Origin of the sequence: Streptomyces sp. MUM 2J (assembly GCF_022414535.1) — a bacterium.
GTDB lineage: Bacteria > Actinomycetota > Actinomycetes > Streptomycetales > Streptomycetaceae > Streptomyces.
The window spans coordinates 81641-98485 of sequence record NZ_JADWYM010000024.1 but is presented as its reverse complement, the minus strand read 5'-3'; the positions used below and the strand labels follow the sequence as shown (position 1 = coordinate 98485).

Annotated in this window: 16 protein-coding genes and 2 tRNA genes; 15 read left to right on the top strand and 3 right to left on the bottom strand. The window is 72.4% G+C overall.

Annotated features, from left to right (window positions below; translation table 11 throughout):
- Positions 1-231: 231 nt before the first annotated feature.
- The 6 genes from galE to I3F54_RS20105 all read left to right on the top strand — a co-directional run bounded on the left by galE (position 232) and on the right by I3F54_RS20105 (position 6676).
- A complete protein-coding gene (gene galE / locus I3F54_RS20130; RefSeq protein WP_240120224.1) occupies positions 232-1203 on the top strand; it encodes a UDP-glucose 4-epimerase GalE in 972 nt (323 codons plus the stop codon).
- 447 nt (positions 1204-1650) lie between these two features.
- Positions 1651-2775: a glutamate 5-kinase gene (gene proB, locus I3F54_RS20125; protein WP_240120214.1), complete on the top strand. Its 1125-nt coding sequence runs from the start codon at positions 1651-1653 to the stop codon at positions 2773-2775.
- A 158-nt stretch (positions 2776-2933) separates the two neighbouring features.
- The gene (locus I3F54_RS20120; protein ID WP_240120223.1) at positions 2934-3428 is read left to right on the top strand and encodes a hypothetical protein; all 495 of its coding nucleotides are present in this window, start codon (positions 2934-2936) and stop codon (positions 3426-3428) included.
- A 61-nt stretch (positions 3429-3489) separates the two neighbouring features.
- Positions 3490-4776: a glutamate-5-semialdehyde dehydrogenase gene (locus tag I3F54_RS20115; protein WP_240120213.1), complete on the top strand. Its 1287-nt coding sequence runs from the start codon at positions 3490-3492 to the stop codon at positions 4774-4776.
- A gap of 110 nt (positions 4777-4886) precedes the next feature.
- The gene (locus I3F54_RS20110; protein WP_240120212.1) at positions 4887-5504 is read left to right on the top strand and encodes a hypothetical protein; all 618 of its coding nucleotides are present in this window, start codon (positions 4887-4889) and stop codon (positions 5502-5504) included.
- Between the two features lie 101 nt (positions 5505-5605).
- The gene (locus I3F54_RS20105) at positions 5606-6676 is read left to right on the top strand and encodes a hypothetical protein (RefSeq protein ID WP_240120211.1); all 1071 of its coding nucleotides are present in this window, start codon (positions 5606-5608) and stop codon (positions 6674-6676) included.
- A 229-nt stretch (positions 6677-6905) separates the two neighbouring features.
- Here the strand turns inward: I3F54_RS20105 and I3F54_RS20100 are convergent, their stop codons facing one another.
- Entirely contained in the window at positions 6906-8033 is a 1128-nt protein-coding gene (locus tag I3F54_RS20100; protein ID WP_240120210.1) for a M48 family metallopeptidase, read from the bottom strand.
- A gap of 114 nt (positions 8034-8147) precedes the next feature.
- Here I3F54_RS20100 and I3F54_RS20095 point away from each other — a divergent pair, with 114 nt between their 5' ends.
- The 9 genes from I3F54_RS20095 (at position 8148) to I3F54_RS20055 (ending at position 13738) form a co-directional block, all read left to right on the top strand.
- Entirely contained in the window at positions 8148-8309 is a 162-nt protein-coding gene (locus I3F54_RS20095) for a hypothetical protein (protein ID WP_240120209.1), read from the top strand.
- A gap of 138 nt (positions 8310-8447) precedes the next feature.
- Positions 8448-8612, top strand: coding sequence for a hypothetical protein (locus I3F54_RS20090; RefSeq protein WP_205384439.1), 165 nt, complete (start codon positions 8448-8450; stop codon positions 8610-8612).
- A gap of 82 nt (positions 8613-8694) precedes the next feature.
- A complete protein-coding gene (gene nadD, locus I3F54_RS20085) occupies positions 8695-9423 on the top strand; it encodes a nicotinate-nucleotide adenylyltransferase (protein ID WP_240120208.1) in 729 nt (242 codons plus the stop codon).
- A 17-nt stretch (positions 9424-9440) separates the two neighbouring features.
- Positions 9441-11270 carry an LCP family protein gene (locus I3F54_RS20080; RefSeq protein WP_240120207.1) on the top strand — a complete coding sequence of 610 codons (1830 nt, stop codon included), beginning with the start codon at positions 9441-9443 and terminating at the stop codon, positions 11268-11270.
- 160 nt (positions 11271-11430) lie between these two features.
- Positions 11431-11877, top strand: coding sequence for a ribosome silencing factor (gene rsfS, locus I3F54_RS20075; RefSeq protein WP_240120206.1), 447 nt, complete (start codon positions 11431-11433; stop codon positions 11875-11877).
- A complete protein-coding gene (locus I3F54_RS20070) occupies positions 11874-12545 on the top strand; it encodes a histidine phosphatase family protein (protein ID WP_240120205.1) in 672 nt (223 codons plus the stop codon). The genes rsfS and I3F54_RS20070 overlap by 4 nt, the downstream gene beginning before the upstream one ends.
- Before the next feature lie 123 nt (positions 12546-12668).
- A tRNA-Ala gene (locus tag I3F54_RS20065) sits at positions 12669-12741 on the top strand.
- 560 nt (positions 12742-13301) lie between these two features.
- On the top strand, positions 13302-13535 hold the full coding sequence (locus I3F54_RS20060; protein ID WP_003976229.1) for a hypothetical protein: 234 nt from the start codon (positions 13302-13304) through the stop codon (positions 13533-13535).
- A 130-nt stretch (positions 13536-13665) separates the two neighbouring features.
- A tRNA-Ala gene (locus I3F54_RS20055) sits at positions 13666-13738 on the top strand.
- Positions 13739-13875: 137 nt separating this feature from the next.
- Here the strand turns inward: I3F54_RS20055 and I3F54_RS20050 are convergent.
- Complete coding sequence (locus tag I3F54_RS20050; RefSeq protein ID WP_240120204.1) at positions 13876-15489, bottom strand: NADH-quinone oxidoreductase subunit NuoF family protein; 1614 nt, start codon at positions 15487-15489, stop codon at positions 13876-13878.
- Positions 15486-16766, bottom strand: coding sequence for a cytochrome b/b6 domain-containing protein (locus tag I3F54_RS20045; RefSeq protein WP_240120203.1), 1281 nt, complete (start codon positions 16764-16766; stop codon positions 15486-15488). Before I3F54_RS20045 ends, I3F54_RS20050 begins: the two co-directional genes overlap by 4 nt.
- Positions 16767-16845 lie beyond the last annotated feature (79 nt).

Here is a 16845-nt window from a genome sequence, read left to right as displayed (position 1 = left end):
TCGGCGGGCCGGGGCGCTCGCCTGCGGCCCGGGGTGCCGCAGCCCTCAGGGTAAAGGATTCACGTGCTGTTTCCGTGGGCGAGGTGGCGGGCGCCCGCTTGCCCCGCAGGAACTCCCATCCGTCCGCCATTTGCACCTTCTTGTCGACTTGCGGTCCGTATGTCTGATTCGATTTTCCGGTGCGCAGCGGCGAGTCTGCATCCGATGACCGTCGACGGAGGAGACGTGCGGATGAGCTGGCTGGTCACGGGCGGAGCCGGATACATCGGGGCGCATGTGGTGCGTGCGCTGATCGGGGGAGGCCAGAGCGTCGTCGTCTACGACGACCTGTCGACCGGCAGCGCCGACCGCGTGCCCGCCGGCGTGCCGCTGGTCGTCGGCAGTGTGCTGGACGCGGCCCTGCTGGAACGGGCGGTCCGCGACCACGCCGTGACGGGTGTCGTGCACATCGCGGCCAAGAAGCAGGTGGGGGAGTCGGTCGAGCAGCCGCTCCACTACTACCGGGAGAACGTCACCGGCCTGCAGACGCTGCTGGAGGTCATGGCGGCCACCGGCGTCGACCGGCTCGTCTTCTCCTCCTCCGCGGCCGTCTACGGCATGCCCGACGTGGACCTCGTCACCGAGGAGACCCCCTGTGCGCCGATGAGCCCTTACGGGGAGACCAAGCTGGTCGGCGAATGGCTCATCAACGCCGCCGCACGGGCCGGCGGGCTGCGCGCGGCCAGCCTGCGCTACTTCAACGTCGCCGGAGCGGCCGGCCCCGAGCTGGCCGACACGGGCGTGTTCAACCTCGTCCCGATGGTGTTCGAGCGCCTGGAGGCCGGCGAGGCGCCGCGCGTCTTCGGCGACGACTACAGCACGCCGGACGGCACCTGCGTGCGGGACTACATCCACGTCCAGGACATCGCCGCCGCGCACCTGGCCGCGGCCGTCCGCCTGGCCGATGCCGAGCCCGGCACCGCGCTCACCCTCAACGTCGGCCGCGGCGAGGGCAGTTCGGTCCGGGAGATGGTCGACCACATCCTCAAGGTCACCGGCCGTTCGGACCTCGCCCCGGTGGTGACGGAACGCAGGCCCGGCGACCCGGCGCGCGTGGTGGCCTCCGCCGACCGCATCCGCCGGGAACTGGGCTGGTCGGCCCGCCACGGCCTCGACGACATGATCGACTCGGCCTGGCGGGGCTGGCAGCACCACCACGCCTGAGTCCCGCCCCGAGGGCGGCATCAGGCACCGCGTCCCCGCGCGCAGGACCGGGCGGGGACCGTGAGAGCCGGTCGCCGCAGCGGCAGTGGCGCGCGGGGACGGGACGGAGCGTGGGGACGGGCGAGCGCGGGGGTCCGGGGAGCGCGCCCCTCCCCGGACCGGCGGCGAGACGGGGGCCCGGGGCGGTCGCGGCGGCGTGCCGACGGGGAGGGCGAGGGCACGGCCGGGGACTGTTGCGGCCGGGCGGTACCCGCGCGCCGGACCGCGAGCGGCGTCCCCTCCGGCCGGGTGGCCGGCGCTACGGCCGCGCCGGATCCCGCCCACTCACCGGAACCGGAGCGCGGTCCCCGCCCCGCTTCGCGTAGATTGCCGCTCAGGGCATCGGCCCGCAGGAGCGTGTGTGAAGGGGATGGACCGCAGGTGTCAGCGGCAAGGCAGAACGGCGTCATGGCGGCGAGGCAACAGGTCGCCAGGGCCCACCGGATCGTCGTCAAGGTCGGTTCCTCGTCCCTGACCACCGCGGCCGGCGGACTCGACGCGGATCGCGTCGACGCGCTCGTCGACGTCCTCGCCAAGACCCGCAGCGGCGGTGAGAGGGAGATCGTCCTGGTCTCCTCCGGTGCCATCGCCGCCGGACTCGCCCCCCTCGGCCTGCGCCGCCGCCCCAAGGACCTGGCCCGGCAGCAGGCCGCCGCCAGCGTCGGCCAGGGCCTGCTCGTGGCCCGCTACACCGCCTCCTTCGCCCGATACGGCGTCCGTGTCGGGCAGGTGCTGCTGACCAGTGACGACATGAGCCGGCGCGCGCACCACCGCAACGCCTCCCGGACCCTGGACAAGCTGCTGGCCATGGGGGCCCTGCCCGTCGTCAACGAGAACGACACCGTCGCGACCGACGAGATCCGCTTCGGCGACAACGACCGTCTCGCCGCCCTCGTCGCCCACCTGGTCAGGGCGGACCTGCTGGTCCTGCTGTCGGACATCGACGGCGTGTACGACGGCGACCCCGGCAAGCCGGGCACCTCGCGCATCGCGGAGGTGCGCGGCCCCGACGACCTCTTGGGCGTGCAGATCGGCAGCGCGGGCAAGGCCGGCGTCGGCACCGGCGGCATGGTCACCAAGGTCGAGGCCGCCCGCATCGCCGCCGCAGCGGGCATTCCCGTCGTCCTGACCAGCGCGGTGCACGCCGCGGTCGCGCTCCAGGGCGGCGACACCGGCACCTACTTCCACCCCACGGGCAAGCGCTCCGCCGACCGCCTGCTGTGGCTCCAGCACGCCTCCACCCCGCAGGGTTCCCTCACCCTGGACGACGGCGCGGTCCGCGCGGTCGTCGAGCGGCGCACCTCCCTGCTGCCGGCCGGTATCGCCGCCGTCGAGGGCGAGTTCAGCGCCGGCGACCCCGTGGAACTGCGGGACGGCACGGGGCGCGCGGTGGCCCGCGGACTCGTCAACTTCGACGCCAAGGAGATCCCCCGGCTGCTCGGCCGTTCCACCCGGGAACTCGCCCGCGAGCTGGGCCCGGCGTACGAACGCGAGGTCGTACACAGGGACGACCTGGTCCTCCTCCACCCGTAAACGGTGTCGAAACCCTCCGTCCCGGTGGGGGACGTTCCGTAAAACCGCCCCGCGAAGCCGTACGGCCTGCTCAACTGTGTCCCAGGGGATGTGCCCGCGACGCACATTCCGTACGAGCAGTGGGCGAGGACCGGGCGAAGGAGGCCGTCGTGGCCGTCGTGAGACGAGTACGCCCCGAGGCTGCGGCGTCCCGCGGTGGCACGAACCCGGGTGCCCGCGGCCTCCGCGGTCCCCGCGCAGACGGCGCGGAGCGCTCTCTCGCCAGCGTCCCCGGCCCCGGCGCCGGGACCGACGGCAGCGGCCCCGTCGACCTGCCGCGGCTGTGGCACGTCACCCTCAGCGTCTCCGGCCGGGAGGTCCCGCTGAAAGAGGTGCGGCGGGGACTGGAGCAGCTCGCCCACGACCATCCCTTCCTGCTGACCAGTCGCTACGCCGGTGACCACGCGGAGATCCGCTACTGGGAGGAGGCCCGGGACCTGCACGACGCCGCCGCCGTCGCGCTGCGCCTGTGGGGCGAGCACCGCCGAACCGCCGGGCTGCCGCCCTGGGAGATCGTCGGCCTGGAGGTGATCGACCGCGAGACGTACCACCAGCGGGTGGCCGAGGGGTACGGCCCGCCCCCGGCGGTCCCTGTCGGAGTTCACCCGTTTTGAGAACGTCTCGGGGTGTGGGACACGCGGTGGCCGGCGCCGTCCGGCGCACTACCCTTCCCCCATGACCACGCTCTCGCCGTACGACTCCATGTCCCCGGTCACCCAGGCCGCCTACCGCGCCAAGGCCGCTGCCGCGACGCTCGCCCCGCTGCCGCGGGCCGAGAAGGACGACGCGCTGCTCGCCGTCGCCGACGCGCTGGAGGTCCGCACGAGCGAGATCGTGGAGGCCAACGCGCTGGACCTGGCCAAGGCTCGTGAGAGCGGTATGAGCGACGGCATGATCGACCGGCTCACCCTCACCCCGGAACGGGTCCGCGCCATCGCCGCGGACGTGCGCGACGTGGCCGCCCTGCCCGACCCCGTCGGCGAGGTCGTCCGCGGCTCCACCCTGCCCAACGGCATCGACCTGCGCCAGGTCCGCGTCCCGCTGGGTGTCGTCGGCATCGTCTACGAGGGCCGCCCCAACGTCACCGTCGACGCCGCCGCCCTCTGCCTGAAGTCCGGCAACGCCGTCCTGCTGCGCGGTTCCTCCTCGGCCTACCGCTCGAACACCGCCCTGGTACGGGTGCTCCGCGACGCCGTCGGCGGGGCGGGGCTGCCCGCCGACGCCGTCCAGCTGGTGCCGGGCGAGAGCCGCGAGAGCGTGCGCGAGCTGATGCGCGCCCGCGGCCTGGTCGACGTGCTGATCCCGCGCGGCGGCGCCTCGCTGATCAACGCCGTCGTGCAGGAGTCCGTCGTCCCGGTCATCGAGACCGGTACCGGGAACTGCCACGTCTACGTCGACGCGCAGGCCGACCTCGACATGGCCGTCGAGATCCTGATCAACTCCAAGGCGCAGCGCGTCGGTGTCTGCAACGCCGCCGAGACCCTCCTGGTCCACCAGGACATCGCCGCCGAGTTCCTGCCCCGCGCCCTGGACGCCCTGGCCGACGCCGGTGTCACCGTCCACGCCGACGAGCGCGTGATGGCCCACGCCGAGGCCTCCCGGGCGACCGTGGTGGAGGCCACGCCGGAGGACTGGGAGACGGAGTACCTGTCGTACGACATCGCCGCGGCCGTCGTCGACTCCCTCGACCGGGCCGTGGAGCACATCCGGCTGTGGACCTCCGGTCACACCGAGGCCATCGTCACCACCTCGCAGGCGGCGGCCCGCCGCTTCACCCGGCTGGTGGACTCCACCACCGTCGCCGTGAACGCCTCCACCCGGTTCACCGACGGCGGCCAGTTCGGCTTCGGTGCCGAGATCGGCATCTCCACGCAGAAGCTGCACGCCCGCGGCCCCATGGGCCTCCCCGAGCTGACCAGCACCAAGTACATCGTCACCGGCGACGGGCACGTACGCCGCTGAGTCCCCCGCCCGGCGGGCGCATATGCGACCGGCATGCGCTCCCGGACCGGACGCGCGCCGCGTGAAAGCCGTCTCACCCGGCGGATGAATTTCCATACCGTCTGCCCAAATTGACCCCCCAGGTCTACTCTGGATCTGTGCCGGAGGACGTGGGGGGCATGCCGTTTCGTGACGGCTGGGAGCCCGACGACGACCACGACCGCGGGGTGTCGGACGAAGAGTTCGCCTCCGTGGTCTTCGACGAGGCCTTCGTGCGGGCGGCCGCGGTGCATGAGCCGACTGCCGTCGAACGCCTCCTGGCCGCCGCCCGGGCGAGAGCGGAGGCCTCCGAGTCCGAGGCCCGTCGCGCCCGCCGCCGCGTCGAGCGCCACGACGACGGCCACGGACTCGACGGGTACGGGAGGCCCGGCCGTGATCCCGGCTACGGCGACCTGGACGACGCCGACGACGCCTACGCCTTCGACGACCGCTACGGCACCCGGCGCGCGTACGGCCGGCAGGCCCGCTGGCACCGTCCCGTCGCCTGGATCCTCGCCCTCGTGATGGGGATCGGCATGGTCGCGCTCGCCTTCGCCGCGGTCTACCGGGGCGCCTCCTCGGGAGGCAACCACGACCGGGTCCCGCCGCCGCCCGCCTCGACCGGGCTGGACGGGGCGGGCGGGGTCGTTCCCTCGGCCTCCGCGGACTACTCCCAGCCCGCCGTCTCCGCGGTCCCCCGCACCCCCTGACGCCCGTACCTCCTGACACCCCCGACCGCTGTTGAGGACCTGTCAGAACTTGTCGTGTACCTGGGCGTTTATCGGGGCTTGAGGAGACCTACCCTGAAGGTATGGGCGGGCCTGGAGAGCCACCCGAGGGGACGCCCGAGGGAGCCCCCGGTGGTAGTGAGGACGAGTACCGATCCGTCGTCTTCGACGAGTCGTTCGTCCGCGCTGCGCGCCTCCAGGAGTACTCCGCCCAGGAGCGGATGACCGAGCACACCCCCGCCGTGCGCCGCCGTCCGCCCCTGCGCCGCAGCCTGTCCCGGCAGGTGCTGGTCCTGGCCCTGCTGATCGCCGTCGCTTTCAGCACCGCCGTCTACATGGGCATACGGCACCCGTACTCCTCCTCCGAGGCGCGGCGGCCCCCGGAACCCCTGCGCATGACGGTCGTCCCGCTCGCCCCCGAAAGCCCGGTGCCCGGCGCGGCCGACGCCGAGTACCTGTACGCGCACAGCCCCGCCGCCCATTTCCGGATCGGCGCCGAGGGCATACCGCTGCCGGCCTCGCGGCGCACCGCGCACTTCTCCGAGAGCCAGGTCGTGGCCGCGCTGACCACCGCCAAGGACTACCTGGTCCACTCCTCCCTGTACCCCGAGGTGCTCACCGGAGAGCAGATCCGCCCCGTGCGCCTGCTGGTCGATCCCGGCCAACTCGACCAGTTCGACAAGACCTTCGACCACCCGGCAGCCGACGGCCGGCACGCGCCCACCGGATGGCTGATCCGCTTCGCCTCCTCCGAGGTCCGGCTCGCCGACCGCAAGATCCGCGTCCAGGGCACCCTCCAGGCCGCGGAGACCGACTCCGCCACCCTCGAGGTCACCGCCGACCACACCTTCGTCTACGCCCTGAGCCCGGCCGGCTCCGGTGCGGGCGACCAGATCTCCCTGTTCACCGTCCGCCGCCAGGTGCAGTTCCGCTTCGACCGTGAGGACCTGCGCCTGCACCAGGCCCAGCTGGTCGCCTCCTCGGCGCAGGCCGGGCCGCTGTCCTGCTCCGGGGACAGCACCGACCGGCTGCACCCGCTGCTCGCCGGGCAGACCGCTACGGGCGGTGGCCCGGCCGGCACCGACCCCTACGCCACGGGAGGTGCGACGGCCCTGTGCGGCTCCATGGCGACGGGAGCCCAGCCGCGGGTGTGAGCGGAACCGGACCGGGGCCCCACCGGGCCGTGACGCCTCGGCCGACGGCCGTTGCCCGCCCGCCGCGCGCCGTCCGGGCCACGGCACCGTCCGTCCACCGGTCCCCCGAGGCATGTGAGCGTGCGCCGACCGTCCGGGAAACGCCCCGCTGCGGCCGTCCTGGACTCGCCACTCGCCACTCGCCGCGGGCCGGCCGGGCTGAGGCGCCGCCCACCTCCCGCCTGGAGCGTCAGTCCTCGTCGTCCCGCGGATCCGTCGAGGGACGGTCCTTCGTCGTCGCGCCCCCGGCGCCCTGGGCTCCCTCCCGGCCGCCCGGTCCCGTGAACCCGGCGAAGCCGCGCCGGACCCGGCCGCCCAGGTCGCCCGCCCCGCCCGCGAGGTCGCTGACCAGCTTCATCAGCGGGTCCTTCGACGACTTGACGTGGCCGGCGTAGTGCGCCGCGGACTCACGGAAGGAGTCGGAGACCGAGGCGTCCTTGTCCTCGCTGCGCCGAGGGTAGTGGCCGTCCATGATCCGCTGGTAGTCGCGGGAGGCGGCCCACTTCTTCAGCTCGGCCGCCCGCACGGCCGTGAACGGGTGCGAGCGCGGCAGCACGTTGAGGATCTTCAGCACGGAGTCGCGCAGATCGCCCCCTGCCTCGTACTCCTCGGCCTGCTGGAGGAACGCGTCCACGTTCATCTCGTGCAGGTGGTTGCCGCCCGCGATCTTCATCAGGCCGCGCATCGAGGCCGTCAGGTCCTGGCCCACCAGCAGGCCCGCCCGGTCGGCGGACAGCTCCGACTTGCGGAACCACTCCCGCAACGCGGTGACGATCGCCATGATCGCCAGGTTGCCCAGCGGGATCCAGGCGACCCGGACGGCCAGGCTGGTCAGGAACAGCAGAATCGTCCGGTAGACCGCGTGGCCGGACAGCGCGTGGCCCACCTCGTGGCCGATCACCGCCCGCATCTCCTCCTCGTCGAGCAGCTCGACGAGCCCGGTGGTCACCACGATGATCGGCTCGTCCAGTCCGATGCACATCGCGTTCGGCTGCGGGTCCTGGCTGACGTACATCGGCGGGACCTTCTCCAGGTCCAGGATGTAACAGGCGTCCCGCAGCATGTCGTTGAGATGGGCGAACTGCTGGTCCGACACCCGTACCGAGTCGGACAGGAACAGCAGCCGCAGGCTCCGCTCGGGCAGCAGTCCGCTGAGCGCCTTGAAGACGGTGTCGAACCCGCTCAGCTTGCGCAGTGCCACGAGGGCCGAGCGGTCCGCCGGGTGCTCGTACGCACGCGAGGAGATCCCCGGGAAGCGCCTGCGCTGCCTGCTCGGCACGTTCTCGTGCCCGTCGTGCCGGTGGCCGTCTTCGGACATGTGGTCCCCCATGTGCGTCGGTGTGGCCGTCTGCGGCCCTGTGTGCCCCCGAAGCAGAGCCCAGCCTAGGTGGAGTTACCGTGGACGGGCACCACAGCGAAGGAGTTCCCTGCCATGGAGTACCCCCCTGCCGCCGCCTGGTTCGCCGAGGCCGCGGGTGCCGCCCCGCACGAGGGCTCGGGGTACCTGCTCCGGGTCATCCTGATCGTGATGCTCGTCGGGTGTGTTCTGACCGCGTGGTTCCTGCTCCGGGGCTACAGCCGGAAGGACGACTGAGGCTCCCGGAAAGTTCCCCGGGACCCGGTGCGGCCGAGCGGCGGCTCCCATTGGCGGAGTCGGCGTGATCGCCGAGGAGGCACCCGCTTACGATGGGCCGACGTTCTTCATCCCGCCCACACCGGATAGGTCCTGCAGATGAGCTTCCACAGCGCCGCTGCCCAGTTGGTCACCCTCGCCGCCGAGGGCGAGGAGCACGGCGGCAACCACGAGAGCCTCAGCCCCTACGTCACCGGCGGCAGCGCCCTCGTCATCCTGCTGCTCCTGCTGTGGGTCACCACCCGCTTCAACCGCGACCGCTGAGCGCGGCCCGGCAGCCCCTCCCGGTCGGCGCCGGGAAGCCGGCGGCGGAGGCTCTCGGACCGGGCCGGTAGGGTCTGCACGCATGGGAGAGCAGGACATGCCTACCGGTCCGGCGCACGGTACCGTGCGCGGCCCGGTCGACACGGACCACCGCGCGGCCGACGCGGCGTGCGCAGCAGCGCCCCGGCCCGCGACCGACCCCGGAGCCGGACCGTCGCACCCGGGCAAGCGCCGCCTCGGCGTCATGGGCGGCACCTTCGACCCGATCCACCACGGCCACCTGGTGGCGGCCAGCGAGGTCGCCGCGCAGTTCCACCTGGACGAGGTCGTCTTCGTCCCGACCGGCCAGCCGTGGCAGAAGACCCACCGCAAGGTCTCCCCGGCCGAGGACCGCTACCTGATGACGGTCATCGCCACCGCCGAGAACCCGCAGTTCTCCGTGAGCCGCATCGACCTCGACCGCGGCGGTCCGACGTACACCGTCGACACCCTGCGCGACCTGCGTGCCCTCAACCCCGACACCGACCTGTTCTTCATCACCGGTGCCGACGCGCTCGCCCAGATCCTGACCTGGCGGGACACCGAGGAACTGTTCTCCCTCGCCCACTTCATCGGTGTCACCCGGCCCGGCCACCACCTCGACGACCCCGGGCTGCCCGCGGGCGGAGTCTCCCTCGTCGAGGTCCCGGCCCTCGCCATCTCCTCCACGGACTGCCGTGCGAGAGTCGCCAAGGGCGACCCCATCTGGTATCTGGTGCCGGACGGAGTCGTGCGCTACATCGCCAAACGCGAGCTGTACCGCGGCGAGTGAGCCGAGAGGGGCTACCGGTGAACGACGGATACGACGCGGGTCAGGGGGGCGACCAGTACGAACTCGTCGGCTACGACGAGTACGGGCAGCCGGTCTACCGGCAGGTCCCGCCCCAGCAGGCAACCCACCCGGCGTACGACCCTCACGCACAGCAGGGCTACGGCTACGACCCGTACGCGACCGGTCAGCAGCCGCCGGTACCTCCGTACGACCCCTACGGCACCGGAGGGCACCAGCAGCCCACCGGACACGACCCCTACGGCTCGCCGCAGCAGGCACCCGCCGGCTACGACTCCTACGGCACCTCCCCGCAGGGCGTCGTTCCCGGCCACGACCCGTACGGCACCCCCCAGCACCCCGCCGCAGGGCACCACGGCAGCTACGAGACGGGCCGGCAGCCCGCCGGGGAGCACGCCCTCCACGGCACGCCCCGGCAGGCCGCCGACGGATCCGACCCCTACGGGTGGTCCCCGGCCGGCGGGCAGCAGTCCCGGCTCGCCGAGCAGACCGCCCACATCCCGCAGCAGGCCGGCCCCGCCGGGCAGGAGGCGCCCGACGGGCCCGCCGAACGGGATTACCACACCGAGCAGTTCGCTTTCGTCGAGGAGCCCGACCGGGACTCCGAGGACGTCATCGACTGGCTGAAGTTCACCGAGAACCGCACCGAGCGCCGCGAGGAGGCGCGCCGCCGCGCCCGCAGCCGCATGATCGCCCTCCTGGTCGCCCTCGCCCTGGTCGCCGTCGGCGGCGTCGGCTACCTCTGGTACGCCGGGAAGCTGCCGGGCCTGTCGGACTCCGCGGCCGAGACCGGCGGTACCACCGCCGCGGGCGCCCAGAAGCGCGACGTGATCGTCGTCCACCTGCACGACACCAAGAAGGGCGGCACCGCCACCGCGCTGCTCGTCGACAACTCCACCACCCGGCAGGGCACCACCGTCCTGCTGCCCAACGCCCTCGCCCTGACCGCCGACGACGGCACCACCACGACACTCGCGAAGTCCGTCGACGGCGACGGCTCCTCCGGTACCCGCGAGGCGCTCGACGGCGTCCTCGGCACCGACATCCAGGGCACCTGGCGTCTGGACACCCCCTACCTGCAGAACCTCGTCGACCTCGTCGGCAACATCGAGGTCGACGCGGACACCGACGTCCCCGACCCGGACGCCGGGAAGAAGGGCGTGCCCCCCGTCGTGCGCAAGGGCGCCGACCGGACCCTCAGCGGCAAGACGGCCGTCGCCTACGCCACCTACCGCGCCTCCGGCGAGTCCCAGAACGCCCAGTTGCAGCGGTTCGGCCAGGTCATGCAGGGTGTGCTGCGGAAGCTGTCGTCCGACCCGCAGGCCGCTACGGTCACGGTGCAGACCCTGGCGCAGATCCTCGACCCCTCGCTCACCGACAAGGACCTCGGCACCTTCCTCGCCAAGCTGGCCGACCTCGCCAAGGGCGGCGACTACAAGACCGCCCTGCTGCCCGTCCAGGACGACGGCACCCTGAACGCGAAGGCGTCCGACAGCGTCGTCAAGGACGTCCTCGGCGGTACCGCCAAGAGCCCCGACCGGGGCAGCGCCGTCCGCGTCTCCGTGCGCGACGCCAGCGGCGCGACGGGCACCACCGACAAGGCCCGCGTCGTCCTCCTCAACGGCGGCTTCACCTTCCTGGACGCCGGCACCGGCACCGTCCGGGCGACCTCCACGGTCACCTACGCCGACGCCGCCGACAAGGACGGCGCCACCGAGGTCGCCAAGACCCTCGGCCTGCCCACCGGGGCGGTCACCCGGGGCAAGGTCTCCGGGAACGCCGACGTCTCGGTGGTCCTCGGCCAGGACTACAAGCCCTCCTCGTCCTGACCGCCGCCCCCCGGGGCGACCCGGGGGACGGACCGGCGCCCCGGGGCCCGGTCCCGGTGACGGAGCGTACCCACCGCGCGTGATCCCGTTATCACGTGGGGTGCCGGCGGCGGTCCGTGAGACCCTGGAGGGCAAACGACCGCCGACGGAAAGCCCTGCAGTGACCGCAACCGACCGTTCCCTCGAGCTGATCGACACCGCGGCCCAGGCCGCCGCCGACAAGCTCGCGCACGACATCATCGCCTACGACGTCAGCGACGTGCTGTCGATCACGGACGCCTTCCTGCTGGCCTCCGCGCCCAACGACCGCCAGGTCAAGTCGATCGTCGACGAGATCGAGGAGCGGCTGCTGAAGGAGTGCGGCGCCAAGCCGGTACGCCGCGAGGGCGACCGCGAGGCCCGCTGGGTCCTGCTCGACTACGTCGACATCGTCGTCCACGTCCAGCACAGCGAGGAGCGCGTCTTCTACGCGCTGGAGCGCCTGTGGAAGGACTGCCCCGAGATCGAGCTGCCCGAGGACGCCAGGGCGACCCGCGGCAAGGCCGAGGAGCACGCCAAGCTACAGGCGGCCCAGGAGGCGGCGGGGCCCGGCGGTGAGTGGCGGTGAGCCGCACCGGTGAGGTGGGCCCCGGCCGGCCCGGCCGGGGCCGCCGCGTCATCCTGTGGCGCCACGGCCAGACGTCCTGGAACGTGGAGCGCCGCTTCCAGGGCACGACCGACGTCGAACTCACCGAGACGGGCGTGGCCCAGGCCCGTCGCGCCGCGCGGCTGCTCGCCTCGCTGCGCCCCGACGCGATCGTCTCCTCGGACCTGCAGCGGGCGGCGAACACCGCCGCCGAACTCGCCGTGCTCACCGGGCTCGACGTCACCCACGACGAGGGCCTGCGTGAGACGTACGCGGGGGTGTGGCAGGGCCTGACCCACGACGAGATCATCGAACGCCACGGCGACGAGTACACGGCCTGGAAGCGCGGCGAGCCCGTGCGCCGCGGCGGCGGCGAACTGGAGAGCGAGGTCGCCGAGCGGGCCGCGCCCGTCGTGCTGCGGCACGCCGACAAGCTGCCCGACGACGGCACGCTCGTCGTGGTCAGCCACGGCGGCACCATCCGCACCACCATCGGCCGCCTGCTCGGCCTGGAGGGCCGCCACTGGGAGAGCCTCGGCGGCCTCTCCAACTGCTGCTGGTCCGTCCTCGGCGAGGGCGCCCGCGGCTGGCGCCTGCTGGAGCACAACGCGGGGACGCTGCCGGAACCGGTGCTCGGCGACGACGACTGACTGCCGCCCGAAGCGGCGGGGGACCCCGGATTTCACTTTCCAGCAGGTGGCAGGCTAGAGTTCTTCTTGTTCGCCTCGCCCGGCGGGGCGGACAAGGCATGCGGTTCCGCCGCATGACGGCAAGGGGCTATAGCTCAGTTGGTAGAGCGCTTGCATGGCATGCAAGAGGTCAGGAGTTCAATTCTCCTTAGCTCCACCGATCGGCACTCCGCGGAGTCGCCGAGGATCGGTACGAGGATCCCGTCCCCACAGGGGCGGGATCTTCTGTTGTCGCCGTGCCCGTCCCCACGCCTCCCGCCCCCCCGCGGCCACAGGCTCTCCCGCCCGGGCGGAGCGCTCCGCCGGCCCGTCGGTGTGGCGGCCCTCGGGGCGCTCTTCCCCGCCGCCTTGAGTCACTCGGGGCCCCGGGGGCGTATACCTCTGCGGAAGCGCTTCTCACATGCATGCTCGCCCTTCGCTGCGACGGCCGTCGCGGGTGCGGTGTCCGGACCGGTCCTGAGGCGTCGCTGACCGCATCGGCCGGGCCGTGGCAGAATCAAACGGCCGGAAGGGGGCGCGGCCCGACGGGAGGGAGCAGTGATGCCTTCGTGCATCCTCGGAGAAGTCGGTCACTTCTCCGACGCAGGCGGGACACGGCACACGGGGACCCGCCTCAGCTGCCCTTCCTGCGGTTCCGCACATGTGGCCCAGGTCCTCGGCGACAACGGCGGAATCTCGTACGTGTGCACTTCCTGCGGTCACAGCTGGAGCTGATCGATGGGTGCACACAGGCGAAAGTGCGACTGGTGCGGCAGTGGCACCCCGATCGTGCGTGACATGGAGCCGGTCAACCCGGACTACCAGTACTGGTGCGAGGAATGCGCGCGGGCGCTGATCATAAAAGGCGACCCGATCGAGACGTACCGCGAGCTGGAGGGTGAGCCGATCTACGGCCGGCTCCTGGAGGAACACTGCACGTTGAAGCGGTTCTACTCGTTCGTCACGGCCTGACGGCGGCAGCCTGACGATCCGACGGAGAACCGATTTGGTGTTCACCCCCCAGGACCGTGTAATGTTGTCGTCGTCGCCGGGGGAACCGGGCGAAACGAAAAAGGCATGTGGTTCCACCACATGACAACAAGGGGCTATAGCTCAGTTGGTAGAGCGCTTGCATGGCATGCAAGAGGTCAGGAGTTCAATTCTCCTTAGCTCCACAGAAGTCGAGGGCGGGTCACCCGGAACGGGTGGCCCGCCCTCGGCGTTCGGCCGGCGTTCGGCGACCCGGCTCACGTACCGTGCCGTCCGTGGCGAGCGGACGGAGTGGATCCCCGTGGGGGATCCACTCCGTCGCTCAGCGTCCCAGGGCCCGCCTGCCGCGTCCTTGGGAGAGCACCGGCAGGTTGCTGCGGGAGTCCCCCTGCGCGCGCGAGTCCTCCTCCAGGCGCAACGCGAGGGCCGGGCAGCGGCGTACCGCGCGCAGCGCCTTCGCCTCCGCGTACCGCGGAACCGCCGCCTGCGCGACGGTGGGGAAGCCGTCCGCGCCGAGCTGGAAGACCTCCGGGAGGATGTCCGCGCACAGGCCGTGGCCCCGGCACAGCGTCCAGTCGACGTAGATCTTCTGGCGGCTGGGACCGTTCTCCTCGGACTCTCCGCCGCCCGGAATGCCCGTGGGGGCCTTGCCCCCCTCGAAGAGCGGCAGGACGCCCTCCACGGGCCGCCCGCAGCCGTTGCCGAGGACGTGCGCGGCGAGGTCGTCGGTGAACGCCTTGATGGTCGACTCCAGGAACATCGCGGAGCCGTCCGGGTGCGAGCACGCGCCGCGCCGTTTGATGTTCTTGGCGACCTGTTTGAGGGCCTCCAGCGCGGCCGGTCCGCCGCCGTTCAGGATGTCCTCCATGCCGCGCGCCGCCGCGGGCAGCCCGAGGTAGCACGGGCCGCACTGGCCGGCGCTCTCCTCCGCCAGCCACTGCGCCACCCGAAGCGACTCGCCCAGCGGGCACGTCTCCTGAGTGATCGGCAGGATCGCGCCGGCCCCCAGCGCGCCGCCCACCGCGTCCAGTGAGTTGCGGGAGACGATCGCCTCGTTGACCGTCGCCGCGTCGATCCACCGGCCGTGGTAGCCGCCGGTCAGCACCCCCTGCGGTACCGGCGGGGCCCCGGCCAGTTGCAGGACGTAGCGCAGCGGAACGCCCGTGGGGACCTCGATCACCATAGGGCGGGCCACCGCGCCGGACACGGTCAGCATGACGGTGCCGGGTTCGTCGTACAGGCCGGTGTTGCCGTAGCGCTCCGGGCCGATGCGGGCGGCGATGGCCAGTTGGGCGAACGTCTCGGCGTTCGACAGCAGCGTGGGTGCCCCGCCGACGCCGGTCTGCGAGGCACTCACCTTGCGGCCGGGCGGGATGGCCGGGCCGCCGTCGATCGAGCGGATCAGGGAGGCGGCGGCGCCGGTGACCATCCGTACCGGATTGCGCTGCACGCGCGCCCGGAGCGCCGACCGGCGCCCGTTGCTCAGGCCGCGTTCGGCGAGTGCCGCCTCCATGGAGCGCTGCGTCGATTCCCGGGTGACCCCCACCACGAGCGTGCGGGCACCCATGGCCTCGGCGCACAGCAGGGCGCCGTCCAGGATGAGGTGCGGGGAACGGTTGATCAGCACCGTGTCCTTGCGGCAGGCCGGTTCGTCCTCACTGCCGTTGACGACGACGACCGGCCTCACGCCGCGGCGGATCGCCGACTCGGCGACCGACCGCAGCTTCTTGTGGAAGGGGAAGCCCGCGCCGCCGCGGCCCCTGAGGTTGATGCGCTCGGCGAGCTGCGCGAGCTGCTCGCCGCCCATCGGTTCGAGCGGCCCGTGCACCTTCAGGTGCATGGGCAGATCGAGCCGTTCGACAAGGTCGAAGCCTGACGTGAGCTGGGGAAGGCCGACCACACGGACTTCGGGGACGTCGGGCAGGGCCTCGTTCACCTATGGCCTCCGGAAGGCATGTTCCAAGGTTCGCCCGAACCCGGCGCGTCGTACGCGCCGGGGATTGGTTCGGTTGCGGGACCGCTGTTGTACGTGTCGTTCTGGTTGTACGTGCCGTACCCCGTGTTCGTCTCACCGGTGTCGTACAGATCACGTCCGCCGTAGCCGCCGGTGTCCGGATTGCCGTAGGCCGGGACGGTGTATCCGGTGTCCGTGAGCGGGTCGTACGCCGACGGGGGCGCCTCCCCGACCGGGGGCGGGGAGGGGATCGGCCAGCTTCCCGAGGTGCTGCCGCCGCTGTCGACGCGCGGGAGCGTCTCCGTGGGCTGGACGGCCTGCGGGACGTCCCCGTACGCGGTCGCGTCGGCGGCGTACTGATGCTGTCCCTGCCCGCGGGAGGACACGGCGCGGTAGGCGGCGGAGAATCCGGAACCGGCGGGCTCCGCGGGCTCCGGGGTGTCGAAGAGCGGCGCGGAGGGCGACTCGGCGGGCGCCGCCCGGCGCCGGCCCTCGTACCCCGGCAGGGGCGTGGACCCGGTGTCCGCCGCTCGCGCCCGGCCGGTGTCCGGGTTCTCGCGGCCGGGCTGCTCCTCGGTGCCGAGCAGGTCCATGACCCGGTCGGCGATCCGGCGCTTGACCGGTCGCGGGGCGGCCCGCAGGGCCAGCGCCGCCATGACGCCGAGCACGGACAGGCCGTAGAGGATGGTGAAGATCGGCTTGGCCGGGCGACCCGCGTAGAGTCCGTGGACGAGCGCGGCGCACCAGGCCGGATAGGCCAGCATGTGCATGGCCCGCCAGCGTGCCGCGACCGGGGCCGGGGCGGCGAAGTTGCTGCGCAGGGCGCCGGTGATGCCGACGAAGATCATCAGCAGTCCGGCCAGGGAGCCGAGGCCGATGAGTCCGCCGCTGCTGCTGAAGCCGAGGGAGAAGGGGATCACCGCGGCGATCAGTTCGGTGTGCTCCAGCGCGAGCTTGATGGCGATGTGCACCAGAAGGAAGGCGATCGAGGCGACCGCGGTCGTGCGGTGCACCGCCTGCCCGATGATCCGCTGGCGGATGTTGAGCAGGAGCCGGTCCTGGGCGACCAGGCCCCAGATCACCGAGCAGCTGAGCGCGACCAGCGACAGCACGCCCGCACCGAAGTTGAGGAAGTTCCGGAGCCATTCACCTCCGATCAGCACGATCACGGGTATGAGCAGCAGGACGACGACGGATGCCGCCCCGTAGGCCGAGCGGCCGGGTTTGGGGAGTGAGCTGGTACTACGACGAGGGTTCATGGGGGCAACTCCGAGCAGTTCGGGTGAGCGGTCCCGGGCCGCACTCTAGGTCGCGCCATACCGATCAGTACGAGGTTTG

Bases quoted from the DNA above. Each gene is read 5' to 3' on its own strand.
- galE (WP_240120224.1), top strand. From the start codon at position 232: ATGAGCTGGCTGGTCACGGGCGGAGCCGGATACATCGGGGCGCATGTG.
- proB (WP_240120214.1), top strand. From the start codon at position 1,651: ATGGCGGCGAGGCAACAGGTCGCCAGGGCCCACCGGATCGTCGTCAAG.
- I3F54_RS20115 (WP_240120213.1), top strand. From the start codon at position 3,490: ATGACCACGCTCTCGCCGTACGACTCCATGTCCCCGGTCACCCAGGCC.
- I3F54_RS20105 (WP_240120211.1), top strand. From the start codon at position 5,606: ATGGGCGGGCCTGGAGAGCCACCCGAGGGGACGCCCGAGGGAGCCCCC.
- I3F54_RS20100 (WP_240120210.1), bottom strand. From the start codon at position 8,033: ATGTCCGAAGACGGCCACCGGCACGACGGGCACGAGAACGTGCCGAGC.
- I3F54_RS20095 (WP_240120209.1), top strand. From the start codon at position 8,148: ATGGAGTACCCCCCTGCCGCCGCCTGGTTCGCCGAGGCCGCGGGTGCC.
- I3F54_RS20090 (WP_205384439.1), top strand. From the start codon at position 8,448: ATGAGCTTCCACAGCGCCGCTGCCCAGTTGGTCACCCTCGCCGCCGAG.
- nadD (WP_240120208.1), top strand. From the start codon at position 8,695: ATGGGAGAGCAGGACATGCCTACCGGTCCGGCGCACGGTACCGTGCGC.
- I3F54_RS20060 (WP_003976229.1), top strand. From the start codon at position 13,302: ATGGGTGCACACAGGCGAAAGTGCGACTGGTGCGGCAGTGGCACCCCG.
- I3F54_RS20045 (WP_240120203.1), bottom strand. From the start codon at position 16,766: ATGAACCCTCGTCGTAGTACCAGCTCACTCCCCAAACCCGGCCGCTCG.